Raw genomic sequence first — 19,820 nt, forward strand, 5'->3', positions numbered from 1 at the left:
TCCTTACGGGGGAAGGGGAGGGGGGGCGGCCCGGGGGTGTCAGCGGTAGGAGGCGCGGGTGCGGACGCGGGAGACGGCCAGGAGGACCAGCAGGGTGGTGGCCATCAGCACCACGGCGACGGCGGATCCGCCGAAGAGCGAACCGCGGTCGGTGGCGGTGAAGATCCGGACCGGGAGGGGCGTCCAGTCCGGCGGGTAGAGCATCATCGTGGCGCTCAGCTCGCCCATGGACAGGGCGAAGCAGAGTCCGGCGGCCGCCGTGAGGGACGGCAGCAGGAGGGGGAGCCTGACCCGCCACAGCACGTACGCGGGACGGGCCCCCAGGGAGGCGGCCGCCTGCTCGTACGCGGGGTCGAGACGCACTATGGCGGCCGAAACCGACTGGTAGGCGAACGCCGTGACAAGGATGGTGTGCGCCAGGACCACGATCGTGCTCGTGCCGTTGAGCAGCAGCGGGGGCTTGCTGAACGCGACGAGGACGGCGAGGCCTACGACGACGGACGGCACGGCCACCGGCAGCATGAACAGGGCGTCCAGGACCCGCTCGCCGCGCTTGCCGAGCGCGGCGGCGGCCAGGGCGGCCCAGGTGCCCGCGGTGAGCGCGAGGAGGCTCGCGGCCACGGCGGTGACCAGGGAGGTCGTCAGGGCCTGGAGGGACTCGCCCTGGACGGCGGAGGCGTAGTTGGCGGTGGTCGGCCCGGAGGGGAAGGCACCGGACCAGTGGGTGGCGAAGGAGGCGGCCACGACCACGAGGAGGGGCAGGGCGAAGAGGGGGACGAAGAGGATCCCGAAGAGGATCCAGGCGGCCCAGCGGCCGCCCCTGCTATGCACCAGCACGCTTGCCCACCACCCGGTAGAGGCCGAACAGGCCGATGGATATGGCGATGTTGACGACGGCGGCCACGCAGGCGGCCGGGTAGTCGGATTCGAGGATCGCCTTGCCGTAGACGAGCATCGGGAGGGTGGTGACCCCCTTGGCCCCGGTGAACAGGACGATCCCGAACTCGTTGAGGCACAGGACGAGGACGAGGCTGCCGCCCGCCGCGAGGGCGGGGAGGGCCTCGGGGAGGATCACCTGCCGGACGATCCTGGCGGGGCGGGCGCCGAGGCCGGCCGCCACCTCCAGCTGGGCGGTGTCCAGTTGGGAGAAGGCGGCGAGCAGCGGGCGCATCACGAAGGGGGTGAAGTACGTGATCTCCGCGAGGAGGACGCCCCAGGGGGTGGTGAGGAAGTGGAACGGGCCTTCGGCGCCGCCGAGGAGGTCCGTCCAGAGCCCGTTGGCCATGCCGACGGTGCCGTAGATGAAGAGGAGCGCGAGGGTGATGAGGAAGGAGGGGAAGGAGAGGAAGACGTCGATGAACTTGGCGACGGCCTTGGCTCCGGGGAAGGGCACGAAGGCGATGACCAGGGCGAGGGTGAAGCCGAGGAGCAGGCAGCCGGCGGTGGCGGCGACGGCCAGCCAGACGGTGATGCCGAGTGCTTCGCGGAAGGCGTGGGAGGCGAAGACGGCGGAGTAGGCGTCGAAGGCGCCGCCGCCGTTGTCGGGGGTGAGGGACTGCCGGACGACCAGGGCGAGGGGGTAGAGGAAGACCAGCCCGAGCACGGCGACGGGGGGCAGCGCCCAGACGGCCCGCGGCAGACGGCGGGCCGCCCGCGGGGCCTCAGCCATCGGTGACCCCCGCCGCCAGGAGCACCGCGTCGCGGGGCTCGAAGTGGAGGGTGACCTCGTCGCCCAGGGCCGGGGTCTCGCGCAGTTCGGGAAGGTCGGCCTTGACGCGGTGCCCTCCGACGTCGACGTACAGCCGGTGCGTCGAGCCGCGCCACTGCACCTCGGTGATGGTGCCGCGCAGGGCGTTGGGGCCCTCGCCGAGCCCCAGCAGGTGCGGCCGTACGCACAGGGTGGCGGTGGCGCCGGGGGCCGCGCGTCCGGTGTCGAGGTCCAGGGGGCGGCCCGCGAAGAGGGCGCCGGCGTCGGCGACCGTCACCGGGAGCAGGTTGGCGTTGCCGACGAAGGACGCGGTGAACTCGGTGCGCGGGGCCCGGTACAGCTGCTGCGGGGTGCCGCAGTCCTGGAGGCGGGCGTGGTCCATGACGGCGATCCGGTCGGCCAGGGTGAGGGCCTCGATCTGGTCGTGGGTGACGTACAGGATGGAGACGTCGGGGAGTTCGCGGTGCAGCCGGGCCAGTTCGGCGAGCATCCCGGAGCGCAGCTGCGCGTCCAGGGCGGAGAGGGGCTCGTCCAGCAGGAGGACCCCGGGGCGGATGGCGAGGGCGCGGGCGATGGCCACCCGCTGCTGCTGGCCGCCGGAGAGCTCGCGGGGGTGGCGCTTGGCGTACGCGGCCATGCCCGTCATCTCCAGGGCCTCGGTGACCCGGGCGGGGATGTCGGCCTTGGGGGTCTTCCGGGCGCGCAGGCCGAAGGCGACGTTGTCCTCGACGCGCAGGTGCGGGAAGAGGGCGTACTGCTGGACGACCATCCCGATGCCCCGTTTGTGCGGGGGCAGGGCGGTGACGTCCCGGCCGCCGATCAGCACTCGTCCGGAGACGGGCCGCACGAAGCCGGCGACGGCGCGCAGGGCGGTGGTCTTGCCGGAGCCGGAGGGGCCGAGGAGGGCCATGACCTCGCCGGGTTCGACGGTCAGGTCGAGGGAGTCCAGGACGGTGGTGCCGTGGTAGGCGACCGATACGGAGTCGAAGCGGATGCCGCTCACGACGACTCCGGGAGGAGGGCGGGGCGGGCGAGGAGGGCGGGGAGTTCGGCGACGGAGTCGAGGACGTGCGTGGCGCCGTGCCCGGTGAGCGTCGCGCGGTTGTGGGCTCCGGTGAGGACGCCGGCGACCACGCCCGCTCCGGCGCGGCGGCCGCTGAGCATGTCGTACGCGGTGTCCCCGGCGACGACGGTCTCGCGCACGTCGGCCACGGCGCCGGTGCGCAGGAACGCGGCCAGCACCATGTCGGGGTAGGGGCGGCCGCGGCCGCCCGCGTCGGCGGGGCAGAGGGTGAGGTCGGCCAGGTCCCGCCAGCCGAGGGCGTCGAGGATGGCGTCCTGGGTGACGCGGGCGAAGCCGGTGGTCAGGGCGACGGTGTGGCCGTGGGCCCGGAGCTCCTCGATGGCCGCGCGGGCGCCGAGGACCTCGGAGACGAGGCCGCCGTCGACGAGCTCGGCGTAGGCCCGCTCGAAGGCGGAGTTGGCGAGCTGGGCGCGTTCCTCCGTGCCGAAGAGGTGGCGGAAGACGGAGATCTTCGACTCGCCCATGGTGTCGCGGACGTACCGCAGCTTCTCGGCGAGGTCGGGGGTACCGGGCTGGACGCCGAGGCGGTCGGCGGCGCGTGCGAAGGCGCGCTCGACGAGGCCGCCGTCGGCGACGGTGGTCCCGGCCATGTCGAGGACGATCAGCCTGCGGTGCGTGGTCGTGTCGGTCATGCGGCTCACCAGCCCAGTTCGTTCGCGGTGGTTTCGGCGATGGCGGGCGAGCAGGTCATGCCCCGGCCGCCCGGTCCGGTGACGAGCCAGACGCCTTCGCCGACCTGCTGGCGGTGGACGACGCGGCTGGTGTCGGTGCACTGCGCGTACACGCCGGCCCAGCGGTGCCTGATCTTCGGCAGCGGGCGGCCCAGGAAGGACTCGACGACCTGGGTGAGGTGCTCGTAGGGGTCTTCGAGGGTGTCGAACGCGAAGGGGTGCTCGTACTCGTGGGTGTCGCCGATGGTCAGGCCGCCGTCAGGGCGCTGGACCATCAGCAGCTGCATCTTGTGCGCGGCGGCGACGGGGGTCTGGGCCTGCTCGGCGTTGAGGACGTCGAGGGCCCCGCTCTGGTACGCGGGGTAGTAGCGGAAGCTGTCGGCGTCGGCGACGGAGGTGGTGAGCGGCTCGCCGAGGGGGGCGGTCTGCATCATCTGGAGCCGGACGCGGCGCACGGGCAGGTCGGGGACGAGTTCGCGGACCAGGCCGGAGAGCCAGGCCCCGGTGGCGAGGACGACGGCGTCGCCGCGGTGGACGTCGCCGTGGTCGTCGCGGACGGCGGCGGGGCCGGCCAGAGCGCGGACCTCGCGCCCGGGCAGGAAGGTGTAGCGGCCGGAGGCGCGGAGGGCCTCGCGGAGGTGGAGCTGTGCGGTGCGCGGTTCGACGGCCGCGTCCCGCTCGCACCACAGGGCGGCCTCGAAGGCGCCGCGCAGGGCCGGGTTGACCGCCCGCGCCTCGGCGGCGGTGAGCAGCTTGTAGCCGCGGGCGGCGGCGTCGGGGCGGGCGACGGCCGCCTCGGCGACCGCGTACTCGCGGGCGTTGCGGACGGGGGTGAGGGAGCCGATGGCGCGGAAGCCCAGGCCGGGCACCTCCGCGCCGATCCGCTCCCAGAGCTCGCGGGCCCGCAGGGCGGTGTCGAGCTCCTCGCCCCCGGCCCGGCCGCTGACCCAGATCTGGCCGAAATTGCGCAACGAGGCGCCGCGGGCCTCGGCTTCGCGTTCGATCTGGACGACCTCGTGGCCGCGTTGGACTGCTTGCCAGGCGTGCATGGTGCCGACCACGCCGCCTCCGACGACTATGACTCTCACGCCGTCCACGCTCGGGCCGGCCGTTGACCCGGGAGGGTCGGGTGGGCGACGGGCCGGTGAACAGCCCTCGACGCTTGGACTAGACCCGTTATCGTCTTGTTATTTGGGCCGGTCGCGTTTGGGGCTTTCTTCTGGTTCTCCGGGGTTACTCGGGCCGCAGGCGGGTCGTGAAGCTGAACCGGTCGCCACGGTAGAGCGAACGCACCCGCTCCAGCGGCCGGCCGTCCTGGTCCCGGGAGAACCGGTGGATGAGCAGCATCGGGAGGGCCGGCGGGGTGCCGATCAGGAGGGCCTCGCGGGGGGTGGCGAGGACGGTTTCGAGCTTCTCGTCGGCGTCGCCGAAGGAGATGCCGAGGCTGTCGCGGAGGTATCCGTAGAAGGAGGAGTCCGGCTGGAAATCGACGTCGAGGCGGGGCGCGCGGGCGACGCGGACGTACGTGCTCTCCAGTCCGACGCGCTCGTCGTCGGCGAGCAGCACGCGCTCCAGGTGCCAGACGGGCTCACCGGCCTCGGCGCCGATGCCGGGGGCGAGTTCGGGCGGGCAGGGGAAGCGCTCGAGGCCGACGAGGTGGCGACCGGGCCGGCGGCCCTGGCGGCGCACGCCCTCGGTGTAGCTGGCGAGGGAGAGCGGCTGCTCCAGCTTGGGCCCGGCGACGACGGTACCCCGGCCGGCCCGGCGGAGCCGGCCCTCCAGCAGCAGCTCCCGAAGCGCCTGGCGCACGGTCTCGCGGGCCACCTCGTACCGCTCGGCGAGGTCCCGCTCGGTGGGCAGCGCCCCGCCTTCGCCGAGCTCGTCGAGGAGCTCGGCGATGCGGGCCTTGACGGCGTAGTACTTGGGGATGCGGCCGTGCTCGGGAATCCCGGAACGGACGGGCGAGCCGGGGCGGTGGGGGGCGGGGTGCCGGTTCTGTTCTTCCACGCTCGGACTGTACGTGCGGGAGGTGTACGGGAGGGGTGGGTGGGGGGCGTGGGGTGACCTGGGGGGCGGGGGCGGGGGCGGGGGCGCGAGGCGGGGTGGGGCGGTCCGCCCGGCGGTGGGCCCGCACTGCCATGGGCCCGGGCGGCGGGGCGGGGCGCGAGGGGGGCCGGGCGCGAGGGCCGGGCGGTCCTGCACCGCGGTGGGCACGCACTGCCGCAGGCCCGCACGCGGGGCGGGCGGACGGGTGGGCGGCGGGGCGCGGGGCGCGAGGCGGGGCCGGGCGGGGCGGTCCCCCCCGGTGGTGGGCACGCACTGCCGTGGGCCCGCACTGCCGTGGGCACGCCCGGCGGTGGGTACGCGCTGCCGTGGGCCCGCACGGCTAGGGCGTCTCTTTCGGATCTTGCCGGTCAAGCCCGCGTTGTCCGGTGCCGTGCATCGGCGCCTTGGCGGGGCGCCGCCGTACTGGACGTACTTGGTGCCCTGCCAAGGCGGCGAGGTGCGGTGCCGGGCGGCGCGGGTCTGGGGGCCCCTCCCAGCGGTAGCTGGGGGAGCAAGATCCGGAAGAGACGGCCTAGGCGGCGGGGCAGGTGGGCGGCGGGGCGGCGGTGCGGCGGACCAGGGGGCAGGTCGTCGCGAGGTGGTCCCGCGCGGCGGGGGACGGCCCGAACAGGGGCGGCTTCGGCGCTCGGCGCCGGGCGCTCAGCGGGAGGGCCGGGTGCCCCGGGGGGTGCGGCGCAGGCGGCGGGCGCCGAGCAGCAAGCCGCCCCCGGCGGCCAGGGCGGCGAGGGCTCCGGCGCCGTAGGCCCACTCCCGGGGCCCGGTGTGCGCGAGCGAGCCCGCCGCGGCCGCGTCCTGCGGTTCCTCCGGGCCCTCCACCGAGAACCGGTACCCGCCGGCCTCGCCGACCCACTCCCCGTCGTCTCCCTTCCGCTGCACCAGCGCGGCGTCGGCGACGACCTCCCCGAGGGGGGTGTCGGGGGCGAAGGCGAGCTGCACCTTGACGGTGGTGGAGCCGCCGGCCGGCACGGAGAAGCCGGGGAAGGCGTCCTTGCCGTCGAACACCGCGATGATCTCGTCGCGGTCGCTACGTTCGAGGCTGACGGGGAAGCGGCCGCCGGGGGCTTCGAACTCCATGCGGAGGTGGGCGGGGCGCAGGGCCCGGGCGGCGTCGGTGAACACGATCACGGGGTGGACGGCGGTGCAGGTGCCGCCGGTGGTGTTGGTCAGGTCCAGCAGCCAGCTCTGCGGACCGCCACCGGCCCGGTAGACCACCGGTCCACCCCGGATCCGGGCCCCGATCGGGAAGGCGCCGCCCTTGCCGTCCCCGCAGCTCGCCCGCGCGCGGGAGGGCAGCGCCGGCGCGGGCATGGCGGGGGCGGGCCCGGGGTGGGGGGCGCCGCCGGGGCCGTTGTCCGCGGTGGCGGAGGGTGCGGCGAGGGCCAGGAGGAGGGCGGTGAGGGCGGGGGCGTTGCGCAGTCGCATGGAAGACCTCGCTGCTCTGCTCGCCGGACGAGTGATGATCGGACGAGGTGACAATCACCCCGCCCCTGCCCGCACCCTCCCACGCCCCCACACCCCGACCTCACCCCCACGCCCGACTCCTCCCGCTTTACCCCCGGATGGCCCCGGCGACCCGACACCCGCCCACCAGCCCGGGCAACACGGACTCCCGGGCCCTCCGCGCCACCCCGTCGACACCCAAGGCACGCGGCCCGAGGCCCGGATCGCCCCGGGCCCCGGCACCCGCCCGACCAGCCCGGCAACCCGGGCTCCCCGGGCCACCCGCGCCGCCCGGAGCGACCGGGCCGGCCAGGCCACCCGCGCCGACCAGAGCGGCCGGGCCCACCAGGCCTCAGCCGCGACCGAACAGCCGGCCCGCCGCCAGCTCCGCCGCGCCCTCCGCGACCCCGGCCGGTGCGAGCCCCACCGTCGGCGGGGCGGCCGTCAGGGCCCGGGCGGCCAGCACCTCGCGCACCCCGCTCACGAACACCTCCGGCGCCCCCGCCACCACCCGACCCCCCAGCAGCACACGATCCACGTCCAGCAGCGCGACCAGGTTGGCCGCCCCCTCCCCCAGCACCCGCGCCGCCCCCCGCAGGTCACCCCGGGCCGCCGCCTCCAGGCAGAGCACCTCCAGGCAGCCCCGGCCCCCGCACCGGCAGGGCGGGCCGTCCAGTCGCAGCACCTGGTGCCCGAACTCCCCCGCCCCCGACCGCGCCCCGCGGTAGACCGCCCCGTCCAGCCACAGCCCCGCCCCCAGCCCGGTCCCGAAGTGCAGGTACACGACAGCGCCCGGCCCCGGTCCGCCCGGGCCCGCCGCCGCGACCCCGGCGTTGGTGTCCTTGTCCACCACCACCGCCAGCCCCAGCCGCCCCACCAGCACCTCCCGCAGCGGGTACCCATCCCACTCCGGGAACCCCGTCACCCGCCCCAGCACCCCGGTCCGCCAGTCCAGCGGCCCCGGCGCGGCCACGCCCACCCCGAGCAGCCGAGGCGCCGCCGCCCCGGCCGAGACCCGCCCGACCGCCCGTACGGCAGCCTCCGCCACCGCCTCCGGGCCGGCCCCGAAGTCCAGCGGGCCGCTCAACCGCGCGACGACGCCGCCCGCCAGATCGACCCGTACGGCCCGGAGCTCGTCCCGGTCCAGGTGCACCCCCACCGCGTACCGGGCGCCGGGGACCAGCCGCAGCCGGGTGCGCGGCTTGCCGCCGGTCGAGGCGTCGCGACCGGCCTCGGCCACCAGGCCCTCGGCCGCGAGCCGGGCGGTGATCTTGCTGACGGCCTGCGGGGTGAGCCCCGTACGGGCGGCGAGCTCGGCGCGCCCCAGCCCGGGCGGGCCCGCGGCACGGAGCAGGTCCAGCAGCAGGGCCTCGTTGTGCCCGCGCAGCGCCGGCAGGTTCACTCCGCCGCGGCCACGGTCCCCGCCCCCGTACCCGTTCACGTTCGCCCTGTTCACCCGCCCATTGTCCACCCTCCTTGCACTTAGACAACACTGTTGCCAAAGTGGACCCATGAACGCCTCCCCCCACGCCCCCCTGCGCGTCGCGCTTGTCGGCTACGGACTCGCCGGCTCCGTCTTTCACGCCCCGCTCGTGTCCGCGACCGAGGGCCTCGTCCTCGACACCGTCGTCACCTCCGACCCCGGCCGGCAGGCCCAGGCCCGCGAGGCCCACCCCGGCGTCCGCGTCGCCGCCTCGGCCGACGAGCTGTGGGGGCGCGCCGGCGACGCCGAGGACCCGCTCGACCTGGTCGTCATCGCCTCCCCCAACAAGACCCACGTCCCGCTGGCCACCGCCGCCCTGACCGCCGGTCTGCCCGTCGTCGTGGACAAGCCGCTCGCCGCCACCGCCGCCGAGGCCCGCGAACTCGCCGCGCTCGCCGAGCGGACCGGCACCTTCCTCTCCGTCTTCCAGAACCGCCGCTGGGACAACGACTTCCTCACCGTGCGCCGCCTCCTCGCCGACGGCGAACTCGGCGAGGTCCAGCGCTTCGAGTCCCGCTACGAGCGCTGGCGCCCGCAGCTCAAGGGCGGCTGGCGCGAGTCCGGCGCGCCGGAGGAGATCGGCGGCCTGCTGTACGACCTCGGCAGCCACGTCGTCGACCAGGCGCTGGTGCTGTTCGGGCCGGCCGTACGGGTCTACGCGGAGACCGACACCCGCCGCCCGGGCGCGCAGACCGACGACGACACGTTCATCGCGATCACGCACGCGAACGGCGTCCGCTCCCACCTCTACGTCAGCGCCACCGCCGCCCAGCTCGGCCCGCGCTTCCGCGTCCTCGGCTCGCGCGCGGGCTACGTCAAGTACGGCCTGGACCCGCAGGAGGCCGCGCTGCGCGAGGGGCTGCGGCCGGGCGGTACGGGCGGGCCGGCGTGGGGAGAGGAGCCGGAGCACCTGTGGGGACGGCTCGGCTCGGGCGAGTCCCCGCTGACCGGCGGCGGCGACCCGGTGCCGACGGTCCCGGGCGACTACCCGGCCTACTACGCGGCGGTCGCGGAGGCGCTGCGCACGGGCGGACCGGCTCCCGTCACGGCGGACGAGGCGGCGCACTGCCTGGCGGTGCTGGAGGCCGCGCGCGTTTCGTCCCGAGAGGGGGTGGCCGTGGCCCTGTGATCCAGCGGATCACATCGGTCGTGGCGATCCGGGCCGACCCGGCCCGCGGTCCCGGCGTCCGCGGGGCGGCGGCGAAGGCGGCCGCGGTCGAGGCCCTCCGCGAGCAGACCCAGGAGGCGTACCCCGGGTTCCTGAACGAGGGCCGGCACGACCGGCCGGCACGTGGCCCGGGCCAACCGGCGCCGCCGCGCGTCGGCCGAAGGCCGACCGGTACGGGGAGGGGGCGGGCCGCCCACGGGCTGCCCGCCCCCCTCCCCGTACCTCCCGCCGGCTACGCGCCCTTGAACTCCTGGCGCTGCCGGCCGAGCCCCGCGATCTCCAGCTCCACCACGTCACCGGCCCGCAGGTACGGCTTCGGCTCCGGCTGGCCCATGGCCACGCCCGCCGGGGTACCCGTGACGATCACGTCACCGGGGTGGAGCGTCATGAACTGGCTCAGGTACCGCACGACCTCGCCCACCGGGAAGATCTGGTCCGAGGTGTTGCCGTCCTGCTTGAGCTCGCCGTTGACCCACAGCTTCACGTCCAGGACCTGCGGGTCCGGGATCTCGTCGGCGGTGACCAGCCAGGGGCCGAGCGGGGTGAACGTCTCGCAGTTCTTGCCCTTGTCCCAGGTGCCGCCGCGCTCGATCTGGAACTCGCGCTCCGACACGTCGTTGACCAGGACGTAACCGCCGACGTGCGCGAGGCCCTCCTCGGCGGAGCCCAGGTAGCGGGCGGTGCTGCCGACGACGACGCCGAGCTCGGCCTCCCAGTCGGTCTTCACGCTGCCGCGCGGGATCAGCACGGTGTCGTCCGGGCCGCCGACGGTGTCCGCGGCCTTCAGGAACAGGATCGGCTCGGCCGGCGGCTCCGCGCCGATCTCGGCCGCGTGCCCGAAGTAGTTCAGGCCGATGCCCACGACCTTGCCGATCCGGCCGACCGGGGAGCCGATGCGCAGCCCCTCCGCGTCCAGCGCCGGGAGCTCACCGGCCGCGGCGGCGTCCCGTACGCGGGACAGCACGGAGTCGTCGGCCAGCAGTGCCCCGTCCACATCCGTGATCAGGCCGGACAGATCGCGAAGGGCCCCGTCCTGGTCGAGCAGCGCGGGACGCTCCGACCCGGCGGGTCCGACACGCAGCAGCTTCATGGGCATTCTCCCGTGGTCGTGGGTGGTCGACCCGCGGGCATGCCAGAGGCGCCCGAGGGCCGGCCGATGGGTTGCGGCCATCGGAGGATTGGCCGATCCTCCAAGATGTCCGAACAATCCGCAAGACCCTGTTCACAGACTGGAACGCACCCCTCCACCCGCGACCGCCCCACCCGCCGCCGGTCCCGCCACCCCGGTGGCGGCCCGCCGCTGGAGCCAGGCCCGCTCGGCGACCGACCAGGCCGTCGTGGTCAGCAGGTACAGCCCGGCGGCCAGCGGCACGACGGCCGCCGTGATCAGCGTCCCGAACGAGAGCAGGGGCAGGACGCCACCCAGCTTGCGCATCACGGCCAGCTGTTCGGCACTCGGCGCCACCGCCCCGCCCGCCCCCTTCGCCCGCGACGGCGGCACGGGCACCACGGCCGGCGCGACCGCGGCGGCCCGCCGCCCCCGCACCGCGCTCCACGCCGCCACCCCCGCGATCGCGGCGAACAGCCCGAGGAACACCAGCCCCTGCGGCCCGAACACACCGCCCGCCTCCAGCGCCCCCGACCAGTGGGCCCCGAGGGGCGCGGCGAACAGCCGGTGCCCCAGCAGCTCACCGCCGGAGGAGAAGGACCGGTACATCAGGTAGAACACCGGCAGCTGCAGCAGCACCGGCAGACACCCCGCGACCGGGGTCGCCGCACGGGACGCGGCACGGGACAGCGGGAACAGGGCGAGCCGTACGAGCAGGGTGAACAGCACGATCGCGGCAGCGGTCGCGGACTCGGCCAGTACCGGCTCCAGGAGCCGGCCCAGCTCGGCAACGAGATGAGTGAAAACGGACACGCGGGCCCTCCGAGGGGTCTCGTCGAACGTCGAAAAGGTGCATTTCGGCGCGACGACCCGCGAGGGGCGACACAGCGATCAATCAGCAGAAGGAAAGCGGAAAGCAGCGGACACTGCGCGCCCCTACGCGGCCGTCAGGACCAGACGGCCGGGCGCCCGGGGCCGCGACCGGCCCGAAGCGTCGGGATCGCGCTGCGGCAGGAACGCCGTGCGCTGCTCGCGATCACGGATCGCGGTACGTATGCGGTGCGGCGGAACGGACCGTACGAGGCACGCCGCCGCCAGCACGGCCGCGCCCACGGCGACCGCCGCGGCCAGCGCGACCACCCCGGCCGCCAGCCCGGCCTCCCCGGACAGCAGCCCCAGCACCCCGCCGAGCAGCAGGAGCGCGACGAGCAGCCGGGCGGCCCGGGAGCCCTCGTGGAACAGGAAAGAGGACACGCTGAACCGTCGAACCTCACGACGCCCCACGCGAACCACCCCCCACCTCACCAGAACTCACGATCGACACCTGCCCCCCACCCTAACGGGTCGCACTGACAACGTTCCTGAGGGTCCCCCAGACCACCAGCCGGTACCTGGAGGTGTATTCCGGCGTGCAGGTCGTCAGCGTGATGTAGGACCCGGCGCTCTGGTACCCGTACCCGGCCTTGACCGAGCTCCGCGGCACGGGCGCGATGACCCCCACGTCCCCCGGGCTCGTCTCCGCCAGCACCTTCCCCACCACGTACGTGTACCGCCGCCCCCGCAGGTCGACGGAGACCTCGTCCCCCTCCCGCAGCCGGTTCAGGTAGCGGAACGGCTCCCCGTGCGTGTTCCGGTGCCCCGCCAGCGCGAAGTTCCCCTCCGCCCCCGGCTGCGCCGTCCCCGGGTAGTGCCCCACGTACCCCTTGTCCAGCACGGCCCGCCGGTCGACCCCCTCCGCGACGGGCACCGCCAGCCCGAGCCGGGGGATCCGCAACACCCCGTACGCCTCGTCCCGCGCCGGCCCGCCGCCTCCCCCCGCCACGGGCTTCCGTCCCCCCGCCGAAGGCGCGGCCCCCTCACCGGCCCCCTCCAGCGAACCCCCGCCCGAGCCCCCCTCGACCACCCCCGGAACCTCCCCGCCACCCCCGGACACGCCCGCACCCCCCTCACCGACCACCCCTTCCCCCACCTCTCCCCCTCCCCCTCCCTCTCCTCCTCCCCCTTCCGCCCATCCCCTCTCCAGAGCCCGGACCTGCGCCTGGGCCCCGGCCGCGGCCTGCCGATTGGTCCACCACACTTGGTGCGCCACCAGCAGGGCCACCACCACCCCCACCGTGGTGATCACCTCGGCCCCCACCCACAACAACCGCGCGAACCCGGCCCGCCCCGCCCGCCGGCCGCGCCCCTGCACCACCACACGCACCCGATCCCGCACGGCCGGCACCCTAAGACTTCCCCCCTCAACTGAACAGCGGCAGTACGGTGTGAACCATGCGCCCCGACACGCCTGCAGAGCACATCGCCGAAGCCGAGCGCCTCATCCGCACGGCGACCCGCTACCCCGAGGACCAGGAACCCCTCCTCCTCCAGGCCGCGGCCCACCTCGAACTGGGCGACGCCCGGGACCGCGCGAGCGCGCTCTACGACCGCCTGCTGTCCGCCTCCCCCGCCAACCCCCACCTGATCAAGGCCCGCCAGGCCGCGAACCTGTGGGAGTACGGCCACGAGGCCGAGGCCCGCGCCCTGATCTCGGGCATCCGCGCCGCCGCGCCCACGGACCCGGCGCCCTGGGAGGTCATCGCGGAAGCCCTGGAAGCCCACGACGAGCTGGAAGCCTCCCACGAGTGCTTCACCGAGGCGGCAACCCTCCTGACCTCGGAGGACACCCCCCTCACCCAGGCCACGACCGCGCTCCTGACGGGCCGCCACCGCGTCCGCAGGCTCCTCGCGCTCCCCCACGACGACTGGGACATGGTCGCCGACACCCGCCACATCGGCCCGATCCCGCTGGACGAACTCCACGACCCCAAGCGCATCTGGGCCCTGGGCTCCAACGACCCGGCGGAGCTCCGCGCCGAGATCGCCCGCCTGCGCGCCGAACTCGGCGACCGCCGCGCCGCCCTCTCGCGCCCCTTCCCGGTGGCCATCCTCCACTGGCCGGCCCGCGAACTCGCCGAGCTCCTGACCAGCTACCCCACCCTCGCGGCGGAGTACCCCACCCACGAGGCCCACCTGGCGAAGGTCGAGTCCTCCCTCCGCGCCCTGGCCGCCTCGGGCACCACGAACCTCGGCATCGTCACGGCCAGCGTCCCCTCGTACGAGGCCTTCGCCGCCTCGGAGAAGTCCTCCCCCGCCTCCCCGTCCCTCCTGGCGGAATACGCCACCACCCTGGCCGCCCGAGGCAAGGCCACCCCCTGGCCCCCCACCCCCACGTCCCCCTGCTGGTGCACCTCAGGCAAGCCCTACGCGGAGTGCCACGGAGTCCCCGCCCCCTGACCCACCCCGGCCGCGCCGTGCCCGTTACAGGGCGGTCACCCGGACCCCGCGACGGGCGGCCACCGCCTGGATCACCCGCGCCGCCAGAAGTTGGGCCGGCCGCACACCCCGCCCCTCGGTCAGAGGGGTAGTGCGAGCTGTTGGTGGCCGCGGGCCGTGAGGGTGGGTGGGGTGGGGCGGGGGGTGGTGAGGGTGAGGAGGGTGCGGAGGGCGTTCAGGACTTCGGTCGGGGTGTCGCGGATCATCGACGGGGTCGCGCTGACCACCAGGACGCCGTGGGCCTCCAGGCGGAGGCGGCGGCGGAGGGTGGCGTGCCAGGCGTCGCGGGTGTAGTGGTACTCCGCCGAGTCGACCTCCAGGGCCACGCCCTCGTCGGGCCAGTAGGCGTCCGGGCTGGCCAGGAAAGTGCCGTCCGGGGTGTAGAGGCGGACGTTCCACAGTGGGGCCGGGAGGTCCGTGCCGGTGAGGGTGTCGCGGGCCTGGGCTTCGGCGACCGAGCGGACCCCGGCCAGGAGTTCCCCGGCGGCGGCGCGGATCGCCGGGCGGGACAGGAGGCGGGCGCTGCGGAGTTCGGTGTGGAGGTCGTGCGGGTGGCACCAGCCCGACTGGACGACCTGGGCCAGCACGGAGCGGACCCGGTCGGGGCTCGGGCAGCGGGCGGCGAAGTCGGCGGCGGCACGGACGGGCCGGGCGCTGGGCACGCCCGAGACGGTCAGGGTGCCCGGCCAGCGGGCGGTCGTCACGGGGCGGACCTGAGGGGTGGCGGTCAGCCGGCGCGGGCTGCGGATCAGGACGTCGGCCGGCGTCGGCGGGGCGTCACGGATCCCGAGGAGCGCGAGGGCGGCTCCGCCGGTGAGGGCCGCGGTGTCGCCGGTGAGGGGGTCCGCGGTGGGTTCGGCGGCGTACAGGACGGCGGCCAGGGCGCGTTGGCGGTGGTCGGGCGGGCCCGTCTGGAGGAGGTAGACGCGGGGCAGGAGGCGTTGCCAGGGGCCGCCGGGGCGGGTGCGGGAGGTGATGGTGGCGTGGGGGATGCCGGCGGTGGTGGTGAGCTGGTGGCGGGTGGCGAGGTTCAGCCGGCGGCGGGAGGCGGTGGGAGGGGCGGCTGCCTTGTGGGTGATCATGGCCCCGGTATGCCCGGGCCGGGCGGGTCCACTCGTCCCTTTCGGGTGGCTGTGGGTCAGCGGGGGCGGCCGGGGTGGTTCGGGGAGAGGAAGACGACCACGTTCGTCTCGGTGCCGGGGAGGGCGGGGACCTCGTGCCAGCCGAGGCGGCGGTAGGTGGCGACGGTGTCCTCGGCCAGGCGTGAGGTGAGGAGCCACGCGCGGTGCTCGGGGGCGTCGGCGGTGATCTCGGTGAGGAGCGCCCGGCCGGTGCCGGTGCCGCGCGCGTAGGCCCGTACGGCCAGTTCGTCTATCTCCAGGGCCCCGACCAGCAGCTCGCGCACCCGCTTCGGGCCGAGCTGCGCGGCCACCTGGGGGTAGCCGCGGCCGTCGGGGAAGGGGGCCTGGGTCAGCCAGGCCGTGGCGAAGCCGTCGACGCCCGCCGGGGACTGGGTGAAGGCGGCACGGAATCCGCGGCGCCGGACGTCGGCCTGGAGGCGGTCCGCGAACTGGCGAATGGTTTCTTCACCTTCGTTCCAGGGCGGCGCGGAGAAGACGTCGGCGTAGGCGTCGAGGAGTTCGTCCGCGAGGTCGAGGACGGCGCGGCCGTAGGAGATCACGAGCGGCTCCGGGGGGCGGGATGGGCGTGGCAGACCGAAGGTAGGTGACGGGGGTGCGGAACCCGCGGAGGGGAGGAACCCGGCGTGTGCCGACAAATCGGCCGCCGGGTGCGCGTGTCGCGCGGCGGTGCCGGGCGTTGAGCAGCCGTGGGCAGGCCGCTGCCGGTGGCGGGGCGGTGGGCGTCCGCCGGGGTTCTAGGCGTCCGCGTTAGCCTCGTGAGTAGTTCATCGCATGACATGACTTATCTGACACGACGAGGGAGTTCGACATGGCGCGGGTACCGAGTTCCGCGGTGGCGGCAGCCGGGCTGGTCGGCGGCTACGCCGTCGCCCGCTGGACGAAGAAGCGCCCCCTGGGCGGGGTCGTGCTGGGCGCCGCCGGGCTCGTGGCCGGCCGGGAGTGGCACCGCCGCGGCGGGGTCCCGGCGGCGGCCGGGCTGGGGGCGCTGTACCTCGCGGGCTTCGCGGGGGCGCACCCGCTGGCGAAGAAGGTCGGCGCGTGGCCGGCGGTGGTCGGGGCGGCGGGCGTCGTCGCGGCCACGGCCTGGGCGGTGTCCGACCGGGGCTGAGGGCGGACGGGGGGGTGGTTGCGGCTCGCCATCACCCCCGCGAGGCCTAGCCCGTCTCTTCCGGAGCCTGCTCCCCCAGCTACCGCTGGGAGGGGCCCCCAGACCCTCGCCGCCTTGGCGGGGCATCCAGTACGGCGGCCCCCGCCAAGGCGCCGACGCACGGCACCTGGGGGCACCGCCCAGCGGTAGAGACGGCCTAGCCGCCCAGGGCTCGGGAGAGCGTGTAGATGAGGAGGCCCGCCAAGGCGCCGACCACCGTGCCGTTGATGCGGATGAACTGGAGGTCGCGGCCGATGTGGGCCTCGATCTTGCGGGAGGTGTGTTCCGCGTCCCAGGCCGCCACCGTGTCCGTGATCAGGGAGGTGATCTCCGTGCGGTACGTGGTGACCACGTAGACCAGCGCCCCCTCGATCCAGCCCTCCACCTTCGCCTGCAGGCGGCCGTCCGTGGCCAGGCGGGTGCCCAGGGACAACAGGGAGGAACGGACGCGCAGCCGCAGTTCGCTGCGTTCGTCCTCCGCCGCCGAGATGATCATGGAGCGGACCGCCGTCCACGTTGACGCGATCACGTCCTGCACCTCGCCCCGCGCCAGGATCTCCGACTTCAGCCGTTCCACCCGGGCCCGGGTGTCCGTGTCCGACTGGAGGTCCGCCGCGAAGTCGGTCAGGAAGCGGTCCACCGCTCCGCGCGCCGGGTGGCCCGGCATGTCGCGCATCTCCGTGACGAACCGCAGCAGCTCCTTGTACACCCGGTCGCCGACCTTGCGGTCGACGAAGCGCGGGGTCCAGCCGGGGGCGCCGCCCTGGACCGCGTCCATGACGGAGTCCCCGTGGGTGACCAGCCAGTCGTGGGCCTTGGCGCAGATCAGGTCGACCGCCCGGCGGTGCCCGCCGTCGGCGACGACCCGTTCCAGCGTCTTGCCGATGCCCGGCGCGATCTCCGCCGTCTCCGCCCGGCGGGTGATGGCCTCGCCGACGACGGCCTGGACGTCGGAGTCCCGCAGGACGGTCAGGGCGCCGCGCAGCGCCGTGGCCAGTTCCGCCGTGACCCGGTCGGCGTGCTCGGGATCGGCCAGCCAGGCGCCGAGGCGGCCGCCGATGCCCAGGGCGCTCAGCCGGGCGCGTACGACGTCCGCGGAGAGGAAGTTCTCGCCCACGAACTCCCCCAGCGAGACCCCCAACTGGTCCTTCTTCGTGGGGATGATCGCCGTGTGGGGGATGGGCAGGCCCAGGGGGTGGCGGAAGAGGGCCGTCACCGCGAACCAGTCGGCGAGCGCGCCGACCATGCCGGCCTCCGCCGCGGCGGCGACGTAGCCGGCCCAGCCGCCCGCGCCCCAGGCCTGCCGGGCGCATGTGGCCAGGACGTAGACCACGGCGACGAAGATCAGCAGACCGGTCGCGGTGGTCTTCATCCACCGGACGCCGCGCCGCCGCTCCTCGTCCGCCTCGTTGAAGACGAACGCGCCACGGGCGGCCGGGCCCGGAGTCGCTCCGGGCGGTCGGGGCGGTGCGGGTTCCTTCATGTGGTGCTCCTGCCTTCCCCCGATGGCCGGTTTTGTCTGCATAGCATCCGACTCCCGGGAGGGCCGGGGAGTTCCCGGCGCGCCGCCGACCGGGTCCCGCCCGGGTCCCGCCCGGTCCCGTCCGGGTCCCGTCCGGGTCCCGTCCGGGTCCCGTCCGGGTCCCGTCAGAGCTCCTTGCGGGACTCGCCGCCGTCCAGGTCCTTGCCGCCCTTGGGCCGCTTCGGCGGCTTCGGCGCCTTGACCTTGACCGCCACCCCGCCCCAGAAGGCGAGACCGTTGACGATCACCCGCGGAGCCCCCGGTTCCGGGCGGTTCTCCAGGGACCTTCCCTGGTCGAAGCCGCCCATGACGCCGATACCCCGTACGTCGACCTCGACGCCCGGCGGGACGGTGATCTCGATGCCGCCCATGATGGCCACGCAGGTGATGACGACCTCGGGCGCCGCGAAGTCGGCCTCGCGCAGGTCGAGCTCGCCGCCGCCCCAGAAGGCCACGGCGTTGAACTGCGCGGGCACCGTCCAGTGCCCCTTGCGCTGGAACCCCGACATGATCGCGACCGCCGACGAGGAGGCCGACGTACCGCCGATGCGGGACTGCCAGGACGAGGAGGTGGCGGAGACGGCTCCGGGGGCGTAGGAGAAGGCCGAGGAGGACTCGGGGGCCGGGAGGTCGCCGGTCAGGGGTTCGAGCTCGGCGTACGTACGGGACTTGTACGCCGCCTCCAGCCGCTCCTCGAACTCCGCCATGTCGAGCCGGCCCTCGGCGACCGCGTCCCGCAGGCGTTCGACGACCCGCTCGCGGTCGGCGTCCGACGCCCTCATGGACGCGGCGGCCGCCGCCCGGGGCTGCTGCTGAGGGGCCTTCTCCAGGGAGGTCTTCTCCGGCGTCGCCTGCTCCGGGCGCTCGTCACTCATGCGGTCAGACTATGCAGAGAAGGCTGGCAGTTGAACGGGCAGGACCCCGGGCCGGACCCCGACCGCGCCCCTGATTTACCCCTGACCCCAGGCGCCAGACCCCGGGCCCCTGACCCCTGCCCCCCTCACCCCCGCCCCGCGTACATCCGTGCGATGACGTCCTCGATGTCCGGCTCCCGCACCGACAGGTCCAGCAGCGGGTACTCCGCCGCCACCGCCGCCACCAGCGGCGCCGCCGACTCCCGGGCCGGGAAGGCCAGCCACTGCCGCGCCCCCTCCACCCGCACCACCCGCGCCCCCGCCACCTCCAGCGGGGGCAGCTCCCGCTCCAGGTCCACCACCAGGGTCCGTTCGCCGCCCTCCCCCAGGGCGTGCAGACCGCCCAGCGCCCCGTCGTACATCAGCCGGCCGTGGTCGATGACCATCACCCGTTCGCACAACTGCTCGATGTCCTGGAGGTCGTGCGTCGTCAGCAGCACCGTCGTCCCGAGCTCCTCGTTCAGCTGCCGCAGGAAGCTCCGCACCCGCGCCTTGCCGACCACGTCCAGCCCGATCGTCGGCTCGTCCAGGTACAGCACCTCCGGGTCGTGCAGCAGCGCCGCCGCGATGTCCCCGCGCATCCGCTGCCCCAGCGACAGCTGCCGCACCGGCACGTCCAGCAGCGCCCCGAGTTCCAGCCGGTCCACGCAGCGGTCCAGGTTCTCCCGGAACCGGGCCTCCGGGATCCGGTACATCCGGCGCATCAGCCCGTACGAGTCCTTCAGCGGCAGGTCCCACCACAGGGTGGTCCGCTGCCCGAAGACCACCCCGATCCGGTGCGCGAGACGCATCCGCTCCCGCGACGGGTCGATGCCCGCCACCCGCAGCCGGCCGCCGCTCGGGGTGAGGATGCCCGTCAGCATCTTGATCGTGGTGGACTTCCCCGCGCCGTTGGGCCCGATGTATCCGACCACCTCACCCCGCGCGACCTCGAAGCTGATCCCGTCCACCGCCCTGACCTGGTGTTTCTCCCGGCGCATCAGCCCCACCCGGCGCCGGACCTCGAAGACCTTCTCGACCGCCTCCAGAGAGACGAGGACATCCGACACGA

At 74.9% G+C, this 19,820-nt stretch carries 20 protein-coding genes; 3 read left to right on the forward strand and 17 right to left on the reverse strand.

What is annotated here, in order from left to right; all coding sequences use genetic code 11:
• Window positions 1-39: 39 nt before the first annotated feature.
• From ACFY0O_RS30340 to ACFY0O_RS30375, 8 genes are all read right to left on the reverse strand, one after another.
• Window positions 40-837 carry an ABC transporter permease gene (locus tag ACFY0O_RS30340; protein ID WP_388952490.1) on the reverse strand — a complete coding sequence of 266 codons (798 nt, stop codon included), beginning with the start codon at window positions 835-837 and terminating at the stop codon, window positions 40-42.
• Window positions 824-1,669 carry a 2-aminoethylphosphonate ABC transporter permease subunit gene (locus ACFY0O_RS30345; RefSeq protein ID WP_388952493.1) on the reverse strand — a complete coding sequence of 282 codons (846 nt, stop codon included), beginning with the start codon at window positions 1,667-1,669 and terminating at the stop codon, window positions 824-826. The genes ACFY0O_RS30340 and ACFY0O_RS30345 overlap by 14 nt, the downstream gene beginning before the upstream one ends.
• Window positions 1,662-2,711: an ABC transporter ATP-binding protein gene (locus tag ACFY0O_RS30350; protein ID WP_388952496.1), complete on the reverse strand. Its 1,050-nt coding sequence runs from the start codon at window positions 2,709-2,711 to the stop codon at window positions 1,662-1,664. Before ACFY0O_RS30350 ends, ACFY0O_RS30345 begins: the two co-directional genes overlap by 8 nt.
• Window positions 2,708-3,424, reverse strand: a complete 717-nt coding sequence (locus ACFY0O_RS30355; protein WP_388952499.1) for a phosphonatase-like hydrolase — start codon at window positions 3,422-3,424, stop codon at window positions 2,708-2,710. The genes ACFY0O_RS30350 and ACFY0O_RS30355 overlap by 4 nt, the downstream gene beginning before the upstream one ends.
• 5 nt (window positions 3,425-3,429) lie before the next feature.
• The gene (locus ACFY0O_RS30360; RefSeq protein ID WP_388952502.1) at window positions 3,430-4,551 is read right to left on the reverse strand and encodes a TIGR03364 family FAD-dependent oxidoreductase; all 1,122 of its coding nucleotides are present in this window, start codon (window positions 4,549-4,551) and stop codon (window positions 3,430-3,432) included.
• A 145-nt stretch (window positions 4,552-4,696) separates the two neighbouring features.
• The gene (locus ACFY0O_RS30365; protein ID WP_388952504.1) at window positions 4,697-5,470 is read right to left on the reverse strand and encodes a GntR family transcriptional regulator; all 774 of its coding nucleotides are present in this window, start codon (window positions 5,468-5,470) and stop codon (window positions 4,697-4,699) included.
• Window positions 5,471-6,169: 699 nt separating this feature from the next.
• Window positions 6,170-6,952: a hypothetical protein gene (locus ACFY0O_RS30370; protein WP_388952506.1), complete on the reverse strand. Its 783-nt coding sequence runs from the start codon at window positions 6,950-6,952 to the stop codon at window positions 6,170-6,172.
• Between the two features lie 370 nt (window positions 6,953-7,322).
• The gene (locus ACFY0O_RS30375) at window positions 7,323-8,426 is read right to left on the reverse strand and encodes an ROK family protein (protein WP_388952509.1); all 1,104 of its coding nucleotides are present in this window, start codon (window positions 8,424-8,426) and stop codon (window positions 7,323-7,325) included.
• A gap of 55 nt (window positions 8,427-8,481) precedes the next feature.
• Here ACFY0O_RS30375 and ACFY0O_RS30380 point away from each other — a divergent pair, with 55 nt between their 5' ends.
• Window positions 8,482-9,582: a Gfo/Idh/MocA family oxidoreductase gene (locus tag ACFY0O_RS30380; protein ID WP_388952511.1), complete on the forward strand. Its 1,101-nt coding sequence runs from the start codon at window positions 8,482-8,484 to the stop codon at window positions 9,580-9,582.
• 271 nt (window positions 9,583-9,853) lie between these two features.
• Here ACFY0O_RS30380 and ACFY0O_RS30385 read toward each other — a convergent pair whose 3' ends face one another.
• The 4 genes from ACFY0O_RS30385 to ACFY0O_RS30400 form a co-directional block, all read right to left on the reverse strand.
• Window positions 9,854-10,711 (reverse strand): fumarylacetoacetate hydrolase family protein, encoded by an 858-nt coding sequence (locus ACFY0O_RS30385; RefSeq protein WP_388952513.1) that lies wholly within the window; start codon window positions 10,709-10,711, stop codon window positions 9,854-9,856.
• 132 nt (window positions 10,712-10,843) lie between these two features.
• On the reverse strand, window positions 10,844-11,542 hold the full coding sequence (locus ACFY0O_RS30390; RefSeq protein WP_388952515.1) for a YidC/Oxa1 family membrane protein insertase: 699 nt from the start codon (window positions 11,540-11,542) through the stop codon (window positions 10,844-10,846).
• Window positions 11,543-11,665: 123 nt separating this feature from the next.
• A complete protein-coding gene (locus tag ACFY0O_RS30395; protein ID WP_388952517.1) occupies window positions 11,666-11,983 on the reverse strand; it encodes a DUF6412 domain-containing protein in 318 nt (105 codons plus the stop codon).
• Between the two features lie 82 nt (window positions 11,984-12,065).
• Complete coding sequence (locus ACFY0O_RS30400) at window positions 12,066-12,953, reverse strand: class E sortase (RefSeq protein ID WP_388952519.1); 888 nt, start codon at window positions 12,951-12,953, stop codon at window positions 12,066-12,068.
• A 47-nt stretch (window positions 12,954-13,000) separates the two neighbouring features.
• Here ACFY0O_RS30400 and ACFY0O_RS30405 point away from each other — a divergent pair, with 47 nt between their 5' ends.
• Window positions 13,001-14,005 carry an SEC-C metal-binding domain-containing protein gene (locus ACFY0O_RS30405; RefSeq protein WP_358895529.1) on the forward strand — a complete coding sequence of 335 codons (1,005 nt, stop codon included), beginning with the start codon at window positions 13,001-13,003 and terminating at the stop codon, window positions 14,003-14,005.
• Window positions 14,006-14,124: 119 nt separating this feature from the next.
• Here the strand turns inward: ACFY0O_RS30405 and ACFY0O_RS30410 are convergent, their stop codons facing one another.
• Both ACFY0O_RS30410 and ACFY0O_RS30415 read right to left on the reverse strand, forming a co-directional pair.
• The gene (locus tag ACFY0O_RS30410; protein ID WP_388952522.1) at window positions 14,125-15,126 is read right to left on the reverse strand and encodes a hypothetical protein; all 1,002 of its coding nucleotides are present in this window, start codon (window positions 15,124-15,126) and stop codon (window positions 14,125-14,127) included.
• Between the two features lie 56 nt (window positions 15,127-15,182).
• The gene (locus ACFY0O_RS30415) at window positions 15,183-15,725 is read right to left on the reverse strand and encodes a GNAT family N-acetyltransferase (protein ID WP_388952524.1); all 543 of its coding nucleotides are present in this window, start codon (window positions 15,723-15,725) and stop codon (window positions 15,183-15,185) included.
• 269 nt (window positions 15,726-15,994) lie between these two features.
• On the opposite strand from ACFY0O_RS30415, the gene ACFY0O_RS30420 reads away from it, so the two are divergent.
• Window positions 15,995-16,294, forward strand: coding sequence for a hypothetical protein (locus ACFY0O_RS30420; protein WP_358895524.1), 300 nt, complete (start codon window positions 15,995-15,997; stop codon window positions 16,292-16,294).
• A gap of 196 nt (window positions 16,295-16,490) precedes the next feature.
• Here the strand turns inward: ACFY0O_RS30420 and ACFY0O_RS30425 are convergent, their stop codons facing one another.
• The 3 genes from ACFY0O_RS30425 to ACFY0O_RS30435 all read right to left on the reverse strand — a co-directional run bounded on the left by ACFY0O_RS30425 (window position 16,491) and on the right by ACFY0O_RS30435 (window position 19,818).
• Window positions 16,491-17,816 carry a DUF445 domain-containing protein gene (locus ACFY0O_RS30425; protein WP_388952527.1) on the reverse strand — a complete coding sequence of 442 codons (1,326 nt, stop codon included), beginning with the start codon at window positions 17,814-17,816 and terminating at the stop codon, window positions 16,491-16,493.
• A 164-nt stretch (window positions 17,817-17,980) separates the two neighbouring features.
• Window positions 17,981-18,730, reverse strand: coding sequence for a DUF1707 domain-containing protein (locus ACFY0O_RS30430; protein ID WP_388952530.1), 750 nt, complete (start codon window positions 18,728-18,730; stop codon window positions 17,981-17,983).
• Between the two features lie 125 nt (window positions 18,731-18,855).
• Window positions 18,856-19,818 carry an ATP-binding cassette domain-containing protein gene (locus tag ACFY0O_RS30435; RefSeq protein WP_388952533.1) on the reverse strand — a complete coding sequence of 321 codons (963 nt, stop codon included), beginning with the start codon at window positions 19,816-19,818 and terminating at the stop codon, window positions 18,856-18,858.
• Between the last annotated feature and the right edge of the window lie 2 nt (window positions 19,819-19,820).

Origin of the sequence: Streptomyces sp. NPDC001594 (assembly GCF_042893675.1) — a bacterium.
Classification (GTDB): domain Bacteria; phylum Actinomycetota; class Actinomycetes; order Streptomycetales; family Streptomycetaceae; genus Streptomyces.

Bases quoted from the DNA above. Each gene is read 5' to 3' on its own strand.
- ACFY0O_RS30420 (WP_358895524.1), top strand. From the start codon at position 15,995: ATGGCGCGGGTACCGAGTTCCGCGGTGGCGGCAGCCGGGCTGGTCGGC.
- ACFY0O_RS30385 (WP_388952513.1), bottom strand. From the start codon at position 10,711: ATGAAGCTGCTGCGTGTCGGACCCGCCGGGTCGGAGCGTCCCGCGCTG.
- ACFY0O_RS30430 (WP_388952530.1), bottom strand. From the start codon at position 18,730: ATGAGTGACGAGCGCCCGGAGCAGGCGACGCCGGAGAAGACCTCCCTG.
- ACFY0O_RS30425 (WP_388952527.1), bottom strand. From the start codon at position 17,816: ATGAAGGAACCCGCACCGCCCCGACCGCCCGGAGCGACTCCGGGCCCG.
- ACFY0O_RS30405 (WP_358895529.1), top strand. From the start codon at position 13,001: ATGCGCCCCGACACGCCTGCAGAGCACATCGCCGAAGCCGAGCGCCTC.
- ACFY0O_RS30370 (WP_388952506.1), bottom strand. From the start codon at position 6,952: ATGCGACTGCGCAACGCCCCCGCCCTCACCGCCCTCCTCCTGGCCCTC.
- ACFY0O_RS30380 (WP_388952511.1), top strand. From the start codon at position 8,482: ATGAACGCCTCCCCCCACGCCCCCCTGCGCGTCGCGCTTGTCGGCTAC.
- ACFY0O_RS30410 (WP_388952522.1), bottom strand. From the start codon at position 15,126: ATGATCACCCACAAGGCAGCCGCCCCTCCCACCGCCTCCCGCCGCCGG.
- ACFY0O_RS30345 (WP_388952493.1), bottom strand. From the start codon at position 1,669: ATGGCTGAGGCCCCGCGGGCGGCCCGCCGTCTGCCGCGGGCCGTCTGG.
- ACFY0O_RS30355 (WP_388952499.1), bottom strand. From the start codon at position 3,424: ATGACCGACACGACCACGCACCGCAGGCTGATCGTCCTCGACATGGCC.